16 protein-coding genes and 1 pseudogene are annotated in these 12497 nt (G+C 69.4%); 12 read left to right on the forward strand and 5 right to left on the reverse strand.

Going from position 1 to position 12497, the window contains the following annotated elements; translation table 11 throughout:
- Window positions 1-91: 91 nt before the first annotated feature.
- Window positions 92-790 carry a DUF4191 domain-containing protein gene (locus tag CCN35_RS04555; protein ID WP_067391846.1) on the forward strand — a complete coding sequence of 233 codons (699 nt, stop codon included), beginning with the start codon at window positions 92-94 and terminating at the stop codon, window positions 788-790.
- A 365-nt stretch (window positions 791-1155) separates the two neighbouring features.
- On the opposite strand, the gene CCN35_RS04560 is transcribed toward CCN35_RS04555, so the two are convergent.
- On the reverse strand, window positions 1156-1623 hold the full coding sequence (locus CCN35_RS04560; protein WP_067391849.1) for an RDD family protein: 468 nt from the start codon (window positions 1621-1623) through the stop codon (window positions 1156-1158).
- A gap of 208 nt (window positions 1624-1831) precedes the next feature.
- Here CCN35_RS04560 and glnA point away from each other — a divergent pair, with 208 nt between their 5' ends.
- Complete coding sequence (gene glnA, locus CCN35_RS04565) at window positions 1832-3241, forward strand: type I glutamate--ammonia ligase (RefSeq protein ID WP_067391852.1); 1410 nt, start codon at window positions 1832-1834, stop codon at window positions 3239-3241.
- 170 nt (window positions 3242-3411) lie between these two features.
- Here glnA and CCN35_RS04570 read toward each other — a convergent pair whose 3' ends face one another.
- Window positions 3412-3660, reverse strand: coding sequence for a hypothetical protein (locus CCN35_RS04570; RefSeq protein ID WP_236560580.1), 249 nt, complete (start codon window positions 3658-3660; stop codon window positions 3412-3414).
- A 241-nt stretch (window positions 3661-3901) separates the two neighbouring features.
- Between CCN35_RS04570 and CCN35_RS04575 the strand changes: the two genes are divergently transcribed.
- The 3 genes from CCN35_RS04575 (at window position 3902) to pspAB (ending at window position 5819) form a co-directional block, all read left to right on the forward strand.
- A complete protein-coding gene (locus tag CCN35_RS04575) occupies window positions 3902-4162 on the forward strand; it encodes an SCO2583/SCO2584 N-terminal domain-containing protein (RefSeq protein WP_067391907.1) in 261 nt (86 codons plus the stop codon).
- Between the two features lie 149 nt (window positions 4163-4311).
- On the forward strand, window positions 4312-5232 hold the full coding sequence (htpX, locus tag CCN35_RS04580; protein WP_067391910.1) for a zinc metalloprotease HtpX: 921 nt from the start codon (window positions 4312-4314) through the stop codon (window positions 5230-5232).
- 2 nt (window positions 5233-5234) lie between these two features.
- Window positions 5235-5819, forward strand: a complete 585-nt coding sequence (gene pspAB, locus CCN35_RS04585; protein WP_067391913.1) for a PspA-associated protein PspAB — start codon at window positions 5235-5237, stop codon at window positions 5817-5819.
- A gap of 82 nt (window positions 5820-5901) precedes the next feature.
- On the opposite strand, the pseudogene CCN35_RS28855 reads toward pspAB, so the two are convergent.
- The 3 genes and pseudogenes from CCN35_RS28855 to CCN35_RS04600 form a co-directional block, all read right to left on the reverse strand.
- Window positions 5902-6201: pseudogene (locus CCN35_RS28855) on the reverse strand (gamma-glutamylcyclotransferase); the annotation flags it as partial.
- A gap of 252 nt (window positions 6202-6453) precedes the next feature.
- Window positions 6454-7014, reverse strand: coding sequence for an acetyltransferase (locus tag CCN35_RS04595; RefSeq protein ID WP_067391916.1), 561 nt, complete (start codon window positions 7012-7014; stop codon window positions 6454-6456).
- Window positions 7011-8273: a tetratricopeptide repeat protein gene (locus CCN35_RS04600; protein ID WP_067391919.1), complete on the reverse strand. Its 1263-nt coding sequence runs from the start codon at window positions 8271-8273 to the stop codon at window positions 7011-7013. The genes CCN35_RS04595 and CCN35_RS04600 overlap by 4 nt, the downstream gene beginning before the upstream one ends.
- 205 nt (window positions 8274-8478) lie before the next feature.
- Here CCN35_RS04600 and CCN35_RS04605 point away from each other — a divergent pair, with 205 nt between their 5' ends.
- The 7 genes from CCN35_RS04605 to CCN35_RS04630 all read left to right on the forward strand — a co-directional run bounded on the left by CCN35_RS04605 (window position 8479) and on the right by CCN35_RS04630 (window position 12463).
- Window positions 8479-8985, forward strand: coding sequence for an ATP-binding protein (locus CCN35_RS04605; protein ID WP_158100373.1), 507 nt, complete (start codon window positions 8479-8481; stop codon window positions 8983-8985).
- Window positions 8986-9077: 92 nt separating this feature from the next.
- Entirely contained in the window at window positions 9078-9341 is a 264-nt protein-coding gene (locus tag CCN35_RS04610; protein ID WP_067391925.1) for a hypothetical protein, read from the forward strand.
- A 41-nt stretch (window positions 9342-9382) separates the two neighbouring features.
- Window positions 9383-9955, forward strand: coding sequence for an ATP-binding protein (locus CCN35_RS04615; RefSeq protein ID WP_067391928.1), 573 nt, complete (start codon window positions 9383-9385; stop codon window positions 9953-9955).
- Entirely contained in the window at window positions 9952-10116 is a 165-nt protein-coding gene (locus CCN35_RS28245; protein ID WP_158100374.1) for a hypothetical protein, read from the forward strand. The genes CCN35_RS04615 and CCN35_RS28245 overlap by 4 nt, the downstream gene beginning before the upstream one ends.
- A 12-nt stretch (window positions 10117-10128) precedes the next feature.
- On the forward strand, window positions 10129-10599 hold the full coding sequence (locus CCN35_RS04620) for a hypothetical protein (RefSeq protein ID WP_079129634.1): 471 nt from the start codon (window positions 10129-10131) through the stop codon (window positions 10597-10599).
- 381 nt (window positions 10600-10980) lie between these two features.
- Window positions 10981-12216 (forward strand): methyltransferase, FxLD system, encoded by a 1236-nt coding sequence (gene fxlM, locus CCN35_RS04625; RefSeq protein ID WP_067391932.1) that lies wholly within the window; start codon window positions 10981-10983, stop codon window positions 12214-12216.
- A 55-nt stretch (window positions 12217-12271) separates the two neighbouring features.
- Window positions 12272-12463, forward strand: a complete 192-nt coding sequence (locus tag CCN35_RS04630) for an FxLD family lanthipeptide (protein WP_067391935.1) — start codon at window positions 12272-12274, stop codon at window positions 12461-12463.
- The last annotated feature ends 34 nt before the right edge of the window (window positions 12464-12497 follow it).

Genomic DNA, 12497 nt, shown 5'->3' on the forward strand with positions numbered 1-12497 from the left:
AGCCGACGACGGCAGTGCCCGCACGGGCCCTGCCGAGCCGTACGGGCACTGCCGTCGTCGGCTCCCCGGAGGGCCACGTAGACTTCGACGCATGGCGAGGAAGGACAACGCAGCCCCGGCTGCCACCCCCGGGCGACTGAAGCAGATCGCTCTGACCTACCAGATGACCCGCAGGGCCGACAAAAGGATCGGTCTGGTGCTCGCGGGTGTCTTCATCATCACCTTCGGTGTCCTCCTCGGGATCGGCTTTGCGATCGGACACCCGATCTACCTCGGCATCCTGGGACTGCTGCTCGCCTTCCTCGCGACGGCGATCGTCTTCGGGCGCCGGGCCGAGCAGGCCGCCTTCGGACAGATGGAGGGACAGCCGGGTGCCGCGGCGGCGGTCCTGGACAACATCGGCCGCGGCTGGACCGTCACCCCGGCGGTCGCCATGAACCGCAACCAGGACGTGGTCCACCGCGCGGTCGGCAGGGCCGGCATCGTGCTGGTCGCCGAGGGCAACCCGAACCGGCTGAAGTCCCTGCTCGCCGCCGAGAAGAAGAAGATGAACCGCATCGTCGCGGACGTCCCGGTGCACGATGTGATCATCGGCACCGGCGAGGGCCAGGTCCCGCTGAAGAAGCTGCGCACCACCATGCTGAAGTACCCGCGCGTGCTGACCGGCCCGCAGGTCACCACCACCAACGACCGGCTGCGCGCCCTGGGCGACCTGATGAGCAACATGCCGCTGCCGAAGGGGCCGATGCCCAAGGGCATGCGGATGCCGAGGGGCCCGAGGATCCGCTGACCGTCCGCACACACATCACGCCTGTGACGAGGGGGCGCCCGGAGTGTGGTCCGGGCGCCCCCTCGTCACAGGCGTCGCATGTCACAGGCGGCCCGGCCGTCCGGTCGTGCCGTCATGGGTGTCCTGCGAGCCGTACGGACACGGCTCCCCGCCGTCCCTCATCGAGGCCGGCTCCAGGGCCCTGCCCGGCCGCCCTCGGTTCCCCCGCGTTCCGCGGGCCGCCGAAGCTCCCTCCATCCATACGGACGAGACGGAGCTCCCTGTCTTCATGGAGGGAGCCCCGTCTCGTCCGTATGGATCCGCATGTCGTCCGTATGGATCCGCATGAATCCGTCGCACGGATCCGCGCCCCGGCCGTGCCGGTCTCAGATCCGCACCTCGACCGTGCCCGCCAGCCGGTCGTGCAGACCGCGGCCGTCGCGGTCCCAGATCAGGGCGGGGACGGCCAGGCACAGCAGCACCGTGCGCAGCGCGGCGCGCAACGGCTGCACCCGGCCGGTGCTCAGGGTGAGCACCCGCAGGCCGAACAGGCGCTTGCCCGGGGTGAAGCCGACCGTGCCGACCGTGAGGACGCCGAGCACCAGGAAGATGAGCAGGGCCCAGTTGCCGGTGGCCTGGTTGTAGCCGTCGGTGATCAGGCCGTATGCGATCAGCATGCACAGCGCCCAGTCGACGGCGAGGGCGCCGAGGCGCCTGCCCGGACGGGCGATCGAGCCCGGCCCCTCCTTGGGCAGCCCCAGCTGTTCACCCGGGTAACCCAGGTCGACACCGGCTTCCTCCATGGCCGCACGCGGCCCCGACAGCCATGACGCAACTGCTCGCCTGTTGTCCACGCATCCACCGTACTGCGGCGCCGGAAACGGGGAAGTCGGTGGGGTGGCCATCGCCACGTCCCGCGCCGGCCCGGTTAACGTCTGCGAAACAAACGGGTCACGCCCGGGAAATCACCCGTTCCTAGGGTCGAGGCAGCACGTGCCGCGCACTGGCCGCACAGAACGATCTACCCACCCCGGCGCCACGGTCGGGAGCAGGAGGAGCTGGATGTTCCAGAACGCCGACGAGGCCAAGAAATTCATCGCGGACGAGGACGTCAAATTCATCGATGTCCGTTTCTGCGACCTGCCGGGCGTCATGCAGCACTTCACGGTGCCCGCCGAGGCGTTCGACCCCGATGAGGAGCTCGCCTTCGACGGCTCCTCCATCCGTGGATTCCAGGCCATCCACGAGTCCGACATGGCCCTGCTCCCCGACCTGTCCACCGCACGCCTGGACCCCTTCCGCCGGGACAAGACCCTCAACATCAACTTCTTCATCCACGACCCGATCACGGGCGAGGCGTACTCCCGTGACCCGCGGAACGTGGCCAAGAAGGCCGAGACGTACCTGGCCTCCACCGGAATCGCCGACACCGCGTACTTCGGTCCCGAGGCCGAGTTCTACGTCTTCGACTCCGTCCGCTTCCGGACCGCCGAGAACGAGGCCTTCTACCACATCGACTCCGAGGCCGGCGCCTGGAACACCGGCGCGCTGGAGGAAAACCGCGGTTACAAGGTCCGTTACAAGGGCGGTTACTTCCCGGTTCCGCCGGTCGACCACTTCGCCGACCTGCGCGCCGAGATGACCCTGGAACTGGAGAAGTGCGGTCTGAAGGTGGAGCGCCAGCACCACGAGGTGGGCACCGCCGGCCAGGCCGAGATCAACTACAGGTTCAACACGCTGCTCGCCGCCGCCGACGACCTTCAGCTGTTCAAGTACATCGTGAAGAACGTCGCCTGGCGCAACGGCAAGACGGTGACCTTCATGCCGAAGCCGATCTTCGGCGACAACGGCTCGGGCATGCACGTGCACCAGTCGCTGTGGAACGCCGGCGAGCCGCTGTTCTACGACGAGTCCGGCTACGCGGGTCTGTCGGACATCGCCCGCTACTACATCGGCGGCATCCTCAAGCACGCCCCGGCGCTGCTGGCCTTCACCAACCCGACGGTGAACTCGTACCACCGCCTGGTGCCGGGCTTCGAGGCCCCGGTGAACCTGGTGTACTCGCAGCGCAACCGCTCCGCCGCGATGCGCATCCCGATCACCGGGTCCAACCCGAAGGCCAAGCGCGTGGAGTTCCGTGCGCCGGACTCCTCCGGCAACCCCTACCTGGCCTTCTCCGCGCTGCTGCTCGCGGGCCTGGACGGCATCAAGAACAAGATCGAGCCGCCGGAGCCGATCGACAAGGACCTGTACGAGCTGCCGCCCGAGGAGCACGCCAACGTCGCCCAGGTCCCGACCTCGCTGGACTCCGTCCTGCGGGCTCTGGAGGAGGACCACGAGTTCCTGCTCCAGGGCGATGTGTTCACGTCCGACCTGATCGAGACGTGGATCGACTTCAAGCGCACGCACGAGCTCGCTCCGCTGCAGCTGCGTCCGCACCCGCACGAGTTCGAGCTGTACTTCGACGTCTGATCCGGCACCCGGTTCGACGTCAGAGCCGTCCGGGGGTCCCGGCTTCTCGCCGGGACCCCCGGACGAGGCCTTCGGGCCACGGGACAGCGGGATGCGCCGGCCTGCTCCGGCACACACGGCCGAGGGCCGCTCCCTGGGTCGCAGGGAGCGGCCCTCGGCCTTGCCCGCGTTCAGCGGACCAGGATCACCACAGGACCGGAGTTGTAGCCGTAGCCGTAGCCGTAGTTGTAGGGGAGGAATCCCCCGAAGCCACCGAAGCCGCCGCAGTGGCCACGCCACCAGCCGCCGTAGTAGCAGCCACCGCCCTGGACGAGGCCGGTGGACGCCTGGGCCGGGGTTGTTGCCGGGGTCGCCGCCGCAGCCGTGCCTGCTGTGCCCAGGGCGACACCGCCGGCCATCAGGGCTCCGACTGCGGACATTGCGAAGAGACGCCTCGCACGTTGTGCTTTCATGGGAATACCTTCCTCTCCACCCCCTCGTACGGCTTCGCGCACGAGACGGATGGCCGCGGCCGCAGCAGGAAAGGTACGGCAACGCGGTCGTAGGTCTGCCGCTTGCTGAGTGCGGCTCTCATCACAGAGGCTAAACGGGTACCGCCGGCGCGGCATCTCGGAGACGGAGGGCCGGCAGAGGCGGCACGCGGCCGGGAAGGGGACGGGGATGACGGGGAAGTCCGAGCCGGACGACTGGGAGCGCGAGTTCGATCTTCGCTGGGCGGACGCCGCCGAGCACAAGGAGCCCTCCGCCCGGGCCCGTATGCTCGCCGCCCGCTGGAGGAACAATCCGCCGGACCCGGTCCCGTTCCGCGCCGATCCGGACCGCGTCGCGCGGCGCCGCTCGCGGTGGATGTCCACCGTCGTGGTGCTCGGCTGCGTCGCGCTGGTGATCGTGTTCCTCGGCTACCTCCAGACGCGCGCCTGACCGCCGGGGCCGAGCGCACCCTCTCCGCCGCCTGCGGGAGCTGCCTCCGGGACCGCACGGGACCTCGTCCTGAGCACCCGCAGGTGCACACTGGATGACAAGAGAAGTCCCGATTGCGCCGGATGTCCGGCTGGGCGGGGTGGTGCAGGATGCAGAGCCGTTTCCGGAGCGACCGGCAGCTGACCGTGCGCATGGGGGTCACGCTGTTCCTGCTCGGGCTGCTGTACGTGGCGTTCGTGGCCGCACTGATCGCCCTGCTGAAGTCCTGGGTGCTGGTCGTGGTGATCGCGGCGGGTGTGCTCGTCGCCCAGTACTGGTTCTCCGACCGGATCGCGCTGTTCGCGATGCGCGGCCGGGTGGTGGAGCGGGAGGAGAGTCCCGAGCTGCACGCGGTGGTCGACCGGCTGTGCGCCCTCGCGGACATGCCCAGGCCGACGATCGCCATATCCGACATGGACATGCCGAATGCATTCGCGACGGGCCGGAACCCGGACCATGCGGTGGTGTGCGTGACGACCGGGCTGCTGCGCCGGCTGGAGCCCTCGGAGCTGGAGGGCGTCCTCGCGCACGAGCTGTCCCATGTGGCGCACAAGGACGTCGCCGTGATCACGGTCGCCTCCTTCCTCGGCGTGCTCGCGGGGCTGATCGTGCGGTTCGCCTTCTACTCGCAGCTCCTCGGACGGGACCGCAAGGACCAGAACACCCTGGTGGTCCTCGCCGCGGTGATGGGCGTCTCGGCGGCCGTGTACGTGATCAGCTTCCTGCTGATCCGGGCGCTGTCCCGGTACCGCGAGCTGGCCGCGGACCGGGCGGCGGCACTGCTGACCGGACGGCCCTCGGCCCTGGCGTCCGCGCTGACCAAGGTCACGGGCGACATCGCGCGGATCCCGTCCCGGGACCTGCGCACCGCCCAGGCCTTCAACACCTTCTACTTCACGCCGGCGCTGGGCTCCGGCCCCAGCATCGCCCGGCTCTTCTCCACCCACCCGAGCCTGGAGCAGCGGCTGGAGCAGCTGGGCCGGATCTCCGCCGAGCTGGGCGAGGCCGCGACTCCGGGGAAGGCGGGCTGAGCATGGGCCTTCTGGACATCCTGCTCGGCCGTTCGAAACCCGCCCGGCCCGATCTGGACCAGCTGTTCGCGCTGCCGTCGGCGGCGGTGACACTGCAGGCGGCGACCGGCTTCACCCCGGCCGGGCAGGGCGCGGTGTGCTTCGCCACGGTCGAGGGCGCGGCCTTCGAGCAGGTCCACCGCGAGGTCCAGGCCCTCCTGGACGCCGACGCCGGCCGCTCGGGCCCGCCCGTGGAGCTCACCCGGGACTCCTACGGCTACTCCTGGCTGGTCTCCCGCCGCACCCCGGACCAGCTGCCGGACCTGGTCAACGATCTGCACGCGGTGAACAGCGCGCTGGAGTTCCAGGGCTTCGGCCCCCAGCTGCTGTGCTCCCTGACCGGCTTCCAGGACGGCACCGGCCGCCGGCTGGCACTGGTCTACCTGTACAAACGGGGAACCTTCTATCCCTTCGCCCCGCTGCCCGGCCGGGCGCAGCGCCGCGACAACGCGCTCGAACTCCAGGTCAGGGCCGCCCTCGAGAACGATCTGCGCATCGAGCAGGACCTGAGCCGCTGGTTCCCGGTCTGGGGCGCCCCCGGCCTGTGACCGCCGCGACCGCCGCCGCGGCGTGTGACGACTGATGCGCGACGGCGTTCGAGAGCAACCCGCTCCTCGAACGCCGCTTCACTCACCGGGCGCCGCCCCGCAGTCCCGCAGCCAGCTCCACGGAGATCTGCACGCACCGGGCGGCGTACGCATCCAGGTGCCGCGTCCTGAACTCCTCGGCATCCCAGTCCTGGGCCAGAGCATCGCCGCCCGGCCATGTGTACGCCCATCCATGATCTCCGGTGGAGAGCGTCACCTGCCGCAGCTCGTACCGGTCGTCCTCGAACGCGTCAAGGATTCTCCATGCCTCGCTGCTGAGGTCGGTGAGCAGCAGGCCGGCCGCCGAGCCGCCGAGCGCGTCGACCACGAGTCCGGGGTAGCCCCGCCCTTCGAGCGCTGCGGCGCGTCATCCGGGCGCGGAGGCAGGCGTGCGTGCGGGTACTCGTCCCAGCAGGGCTTCAAGGACTTCGGGCAACTGCGGCGTGCCATGGCAGAACAGCGCGTCAGGGCACTGCGAAGTGTCTCGCGGAGGGCAAGAAGCGTGGTGACGCGGCTCGATGCCTGCCGGAGTTCCGCATGCGTCCGGGCGAGGCGGGTGCTGGAACGGCTGATCGGACGCACATCCCGGGTGCTTCTACTGGTGCAGCGGGTCCCGCAGCATCGTGGCGAAGACCGGCGAGTCGTCGAACGGCTGCTGACTGCCGATCTGCTTGTAGCCCCAGGACTCGTACACGGCCTTGAGGCGTCCGCCGGACAGGGCCGGGTTCACCAGGAGCGTGACGCGCTGCTCCGTGCGCTGTGCCAGCAGTTCCTCGTGAAGCTCGCGGGATGTTCCCCGGCCGTGGGTACCGCGCCATGGGCGGCGGACCAGGATCTCGTTCAGAGCAAGGGTGCGCCGGCCGTCTTCCCTCACGAAGTCGGCCGGAAGCGGTTCGCGTTCGGCTGACCACCATGCGGTGTTCTCACCGAGCGGCACCGCGAAGACGTATCCGACCGGCTCGTCCCCGTCGTACCCGATGACGGCTTCCCAGCCGGGTCGGGACGCATACGCCATCAGCCGCTCGTCGAACCGGTCGCGGTGGTAGAAGGGACGGTCCATCAGCCCGAACTCACCGCGTACCTCGACATGGATGTCGAGGATGAGCTGGCGTACCTCGGACACGTCGCTGGTCCGTCGGTAGGTGATGCCGTTCATGCGGCTGCCCTCCGGTGCTCAAGCCACGCAGTGGCTGCGGCGCTGCGGGGCGCCATGGTCGTGAGCCGGGTCGTGAAGGTGTTCAGGAGCATGTGCACGCGGCCATGGCCGGCAATCCCGGAAGGGACCTTTTGGGCAGCGGCTACGGCCGGCTCGATGTCTCCCTGGCCGAGCTGGGCCAGGGCCAGGTTGGCGTACGTCAGGGCGCGGTTCCGTTCGAGGTCGGGCCGCAGCCTGGTGAGGCATCGGTGCGCGTGGCGCTCGGCTTCCGCCCATTTGCCGAGGCGCAAGTAGGTGAAGGTGGCCAGGCTGTCCAGCTCGGCCTGGTCGAAGAAGCCCATCCACGGCGGGCGGTGCTTCGCCGGGTCGGCCCGGTCGAAGCCGGCCTGGGCCATGTCGATCGCGCGGAGGGCGCTGCGGTGGTCACCTGCGTCGGCATGGAAGGTCGCGAGCCGGGCGAGGGCAAGGGAGGCGTACATGGGATCGCTGCGGGCGACGGTCGTGGCCCGGGCAGCTTCACCAGCGGCGACGGCGTCGGCGGGGCGGCCGAGGTACCGGTACATGATCCCGGCGTGGCCCCACACCCGGAACAGCACATGACGGTTGTCGGCCAGGCCGGCGAGGGTGACGGCCTGGTTGAGGTACGGCTCGGCCTCGCCAAGGCGGCGGCCGTCGATGGCGGCCCACAAGGCGCTCGCGGTGAACGCCGCCGCGACGCCGTACAGCTCGGACCGGATACGGGCGGAGGCTGTGTGCGAGTTCTGCAGGGCCACCGTCTCGGCAGCGAGCGCGGCGGCATGCTGCTGGAGTTCCCGTGTCCCTCCGTACTTGTTGTCCATGCTGACAAGGGCTGCCAGCTTCGCGTTCATCCGGTCCACGTCGGCCGATCCGAGTCGGCGCTGCGTAGCGGACGGTGCGGTCAGTGCGGCTCCAGCGGCGGTGGCCGCGGCGAGAAAGGTGCGGCGATACAAGGGATCGTCCTCGGGTGCTGGGGAAGGGTCTGAGTTCTTACTCCCCCGGGGAACGAAGCCTAACGCTGTGGCTGGGAGGCCCGTAACCCTCTCAAGTGCCGTCCTCAGCAGGGTGTTGGGCGAGCGGTGTTCACCGCGGAGCAGCTTGAAGACGTGCCTGTCGTTGACCGTGCCCTGCCGACCCGTCAGCTTGCTGATTTCCGCGTTGACCAGGGAAGTCAGCTCCCCGACCTTCACCTTGTGCTCGCGCATCCACGAAGCGAGCGCTTCGTTGCGTGTTCTTGGCATGACAGAACGTTAGGGTCCGCCCCGCGCATGAGAGTAAAGGGAAAGCCAAAACGGCAGGGGGGCCGCACTCAGTTTCCGGCCCATACGGCATCCACACCAGCCCCGGCGCGACGGTTACCTAGGTGCACATGAGCCAGCAGGCGGCTTCCAGCACCACGTCAGATCGCGACGAGGAGAGTCAATGGGTACAGCTACGGCGTCGAGCATGGCCCTTCCGGCCAGGAAGGAGTTAGCCGGCCACGCAGGGCTCGCGCTCCGCCATGGCGTCCGCCCTCGCCCAGAGGGCCGGCTGGAGACGACGTTCGACATCGCTCCGCGCCGCGCAGGGGAGGAGCTGCCCGCACGAGACGCCAACCGCGCCGGTGCCATGCGCCGCATCGCTCGCGCATTTCTCTCCTTCCACAGCCTGGCGCACATGGAGTTCGCGGTAAGCCTCATCGTCTCCGAACTCATCACCAACGCCGTCATGCACAGCCGAGGCACAAAGGTGGGGTTCACCCTGGCCTTCCAGGACGACCGTCTGCACATCGCCGTACGGAACGACAGAGCCGGCATCCGAATCCCCGCTCGCCACGGCTCCATCGACGACGAACACGGCCGCGGTCTCCAACTCGTCGCCCTCATCGTCACCGAAGCCGCCGGAACCTGGGGCCTCGAGGGTGATGGCATGACCGTCTCGTGCAGCCTGCCGGTCACGGGAGGTCCCCAGTGACCTCCCGTGCCCTGAGCCGCCGCGCCGGCAATGCCGACGTACCGCGGTGGGGGACCGCCCGGTGGAGTGCATGCCTCCCGGAGCGAGGGGCCGTGGAAGCGGCCCTCGCCGCAATCCGTACTTGGCAGCCGTACGACGGACACGCCTGGCTGGACGACGTGGGCAATGTCCTCGGCTCCGTACCGCAGGCCGAGAGCCGCATGGACGAACTCGCCCAGCGGCTCCGCGGCTGCCTCATGCAGCTCGTGGGCTACACCGTCAACAGCGGAGTCGAGGCGAAGGACCAGCGCGCCGTCAAAGGCCACTCCCTGAACGAACAGTCACAGCCCACACCCCTGCTCCAGAGCACACCGTGACCCGACCTGTCCACGACGACCCATCCCCTGGAGATCTCTCGATGACTGTCGAGACAGCAGCCTGCGTTCCGGAGGCCGCGGCCATCGTCCGCAGCTTCACCACGCAGCTTCCCGGCGCCCCGAGGGCTCTGATCACCGCGCGCACCTGGACCCGGCAGATGGTCACCATCCTGGGCTGGCCCGGGGACGTCCAGCAGGCCGTCGATGTCGTCAGCCGGCTCGTGGACAACGGCGTGCAGCACGGAGTGCCCAGCACCGCGCCCTTGTGCGAGAGGCAGCTCACGTTGAGCGTCGCGCTCGATGAATCGGGTGCGCTGCTCATCGATGTCGCCGACATGGACCCGGCCTTCCCCGACTTCGACGCCGCCGTACGCGGCGAGAAGGGCCGGGGCCTGTGGCAGGTCGCCTGCCTCGGCGCCCGGGTCACATGGTTCCTGCACCACGCGGGAACCGGCAAGACCGTCCGCGCCGCCCTCGCCCCCTCCGGCCGGCCCGGCTTCTCCGGATGCAGCCTTCCCCAGACTCCCTCTTCGGCCATCTCCGAACCGTGTTCCCCCACGGCACCGCAGCCCGCCGAAAAGGGCTCGGACTCCACCCCTGAGGGGCAGCAGTGAGCACTGCAACCGCTCTGGTCGTCCTGTACATCACGGCACGTGCCGGCGAGGAAGCGGACCTGCTTCTCAACTTGTGCATGCGCCCCGGCCCGGACCGGCGTCCTCGGCTCGCGTACGTGGACGAGGACCCACGGGACCGAGACCTCAAGGGCGTGCTGTGAGCGCGCTGCTCCATGTCGCTCGACGCCTTCGGCAAGCCGACGGGAGACCCGCGGTGGCGGCTGGTGCACCCGCTGCGCCGGCGCGTGACGATGGCCTTCCTGCGGTGCCAGGTGTGCACGGCCCCGGTCAAGCACCGCGACGGCGTTCTCTTCCTGAAGACGGCAGACCGTCTCGACTGCACCGCCCCGCTGAGGACCGCGCAGCCGCCGGTCTGCCGGGAGCACGCCCGGATGGCGGCTCAACGGTGCCCACACCTCAGGCGCAAGGGACACATCGCGCTGCTGGCCGCCCGGTTCCCGCTCTACGGGGTGATCGGTACCGCGTACCAGTACGGCGAGAACAGCGTCCAGGCCCTCACGAGCACCGAGGCCCCTCTCCCCTACAGCCATCCGCAGACCGGCTGGTTCCTCGCCTCCCAGCTCATACGCGAACCACGGGAGTACGAAGTCGTCAATCTGGACGATCTTGTACCCGCAGCGTAGACGACCGCCCGGCGGTCCAGACGTGACGGATCGGACCGTCGGGCGGTTCTCCAACCGGCTCGGGGCCTCCCCCGTACAGCAACTCGAACAGCCCTGACCGGTTCGAGCTGGGCGCTCTCGGCCAGGGCCTGCAGGGCAAAGCGCTCGCCGAGCGCCTGACCGAGGAGATCCAGACCTGGGATCGCGGCCACCACGGGTACCGCGTGCACATCGAGGTCTACCCGTCCGGTACGCCGGACTCCTGGCTTCCCGCGGGCCGCGTCATCACGCGTCGGCACACGCGGGTCGTCATCTCCTGGCCCTGGCGAGACGGAAAGGAGCCGTCGACAGCCCCTGACCCACCACCCTGTCCCTCCGACCACGTACGACCGAAGGAAGTTCATGACCGAGACGACCATCGAGCCCGACGAGGCAACCCGCCTGCGGAACAAGGTGGTGGACGAGCTGTGCGCGGACGGCACGATCTCCTCCCCGCAGATCGAGGCGGTGATGCGCAAGGTACCCCGGCACGAGTTCACCCCCAACACGCCGCTGGACAAGGCGTACGACACGTACGCCGCCGTGATCACCAAGACCGACGAGTACGGCGTGCAGCTCAGCTCGGTGTCCGCGCCGCAGATCCAGGCCATGATGCTGGAGCAGGCCCGGGTGCGGCCCGGAATGCGAGTGCTGGAGATCGGCTCGGGCGGGCTGAACGCGGCCTACCTCGCTGAACTCGTCGGTGAGGGGGGCGAGGTTGTCACTGTGGACATCGACCCCAGCGTGACCGACCGCGCCCGGCGGCTCCTCGATGAGCACGGCTACAACAAGGTGCGCGTCCTCACCGCCGACGCGGCCGAGCCGATCCCGGACCTCGGCAAGGTCGACGTCGTCATGGTGACCGTCGGCGCCTGGGACATCGCTCCGGCCTGGATCACCCAGCTCAAGCCCGACGGCCGACTCGTGGTGCCGCTGCGCATGCGGGGGCTGACCCGCTCGGTCGCCTTCACCCAGATCACCGGGGAGCACGGCACGTACCTGGAGAGCGAGTCGGCGCTGATCTGCGGCTTCGTGCCGATGCAGGGCTCGACCGCCCACCGGGAAGAACTCCTCCTCGTCAATGGCACCCCGGAGATCGGCCTGCGGTTCGATGACGGCCTGCCGGCCGACCCGCACCGGCTGGACAACGCCGTCACCATGCCGCGCCACGAGATGTGGACCGGTGTCACCGTGGGCCTCCAGGAACTGATCGACACCCTCCAGATGACCATGGCCATCGCTTTGCCGGGGTTCTGCATCATGGCCGTCGACGAGGACCTGGACACCGGGGTGGTCGCCCCGACCAACAAGCGGTTCGCCCTCGCCGCTGTCGAGGACGACTCCTTCGCCTACCTCGTCACCCGACGTACCGACGACAACAAGCACGTCGAGTACGGCGTACACGCTCTCGGCCCGCACGCGGGGCAGCTCGCCGACAAGATCGCCGGCGTGCTGCGCGACTGGGACACCAGCCACCGCGGCGGCCCCGGCCCGGTCATCCGGGTCCATCCGGCCGGCACCCCCGACGACCAGATCACGGCCGACCGGGTCATCGACAAGGTGCACAGCCGGATCTCGCTCTCCTGGCCCCCGGCCTGACGCCGGGAGCCAGGCCGTCCCGCACCACTGGAAGAAGAGGAAAGGCAGGACACGCATGACGAGCATCACTCTGACCGCGCCGCCCGCGCCGACGGGCCTGGACGACGACTTCGCGCCCCTGGACGTGAAGGTCGTCATTGCCGAGCATCCGCACGGCAAGCTCATGTGTTCCACGGGCGACGGCTGCGGCACCACCTGCGCGACGAATTCCTCCGCCTGCAACTCCTTCGTGGAGGACCCGGCCTGATCCGGGCCCCACAGCTGGTGGGCCGGGCGCAGCG

It is taken from the genome of Streptomyces thermovulgaris (genome assembly GCF_002155915.1).
Classification (GTDB): Bacteria; Actinomycetota; Actinomycetes; order Streptomycetales; family Streptomycetaceae; genus Streptomyces; species Streptomyces thermovulgaris.

What these genes read in the sequence shown, in the direction of transcription:
- CCN35_RS04575 (WP_067391907.1), top strand. Translation starts at nt 3,902, where the DNA reads ATGACGGGGAAGTCCGAGCCGGACGACTGGGAGCGCGAGTTCGATCTT.
- CCN35_RS04620 (WP_079129634.1), top strand. Translation starts at nt 10,129, where the DNA reads ATGTCGCTCGACGCCTTCGGCAAGCCGACGGGAGACCCGCGGTGGCGG.
- CCN35_RS04555 (WP_067391846.1), top strand. Translation starts at nt 92, where the DNA reads ATGGCGAGGAAGGACAACGCAGCCCCGGCTGCCACCCCCGGGCGACTG.
- CCN35_RS04595 (WP_067391916.1), bottom strand. Translation starts at nt 7,014, where the DNA reads ATGAACGGCATCACCTACCGACGGACCAGCGACGTGTCCGAGGTACGC.
- fxlM (WP_067391932.1), top strand. Translation starts at nt 10,981, where the DNA reads ATGACCGAGACGACCATCGAGCCCGACGAGGCAACCCGCCTGCGGAAC.
- CCN35_RS04600 (WP_067391919.1), bottom strand. Translation starts at nt 8,273, where the DNA reads ATGCCAAGAACACGCAACGAAGCGCTCGCTTCGTGGATGCGCGAGCAC.
- CCN35_RS04615 (WP_067391928.1), top strand. Translation starts at nt 9,383, where the DNA reads ATGACTGTCGAGACAGCAGCCTGCGTTCCGGAGGCCGCGGCCATCGTC.
- pspAB (WP_067391913.1), top strand. Translation starts at nt 5,235, where the DNA reads ATGGGCCTTCTGGACATCCTGCTCGGCCGTTCGAAACCCGCCCGGCCC.
- htpX (WP_067391910.1), top strand. Translation starts at nt 4,312, where the DNA reads ATGCAGAGCCGTTTCCGGAGCGACCGGCAGCTGACCGTGCGCATGGGG.
- CCN35_RS04630 (WP_067391935.1), top strand. Translation starts at nt 12,272, where the DNA reads ATGACGAGCATCACTCTGACCGCGCCGCCCGCGCCGACGGGCCTGGAC.
- CCN35_RS04605 (WP_158100373.1), top strand. Translation starts at nt 8,479, where the DNA reads ATGGCCCTTCCGGCCAGGAAGGAGTTAGCCGGCCACGCAGGGCTCGCG.
- glnA (WP_067391852.1), top strand. Translation starts at nt 1,832, where the DNA reads ATGTTCCAGAACGCCGACGAGGCCAAGAAATTCATCGCGGACGAGGAC.
- CCN35_RS04570 (WP_236560580.1), bottom strand. Translation starts at nt 3,660, where the DNA reads ATGTCCGCAGTCGGAGCCCTGATGGCCGGCGGTGTCGCCCTGGGCACA.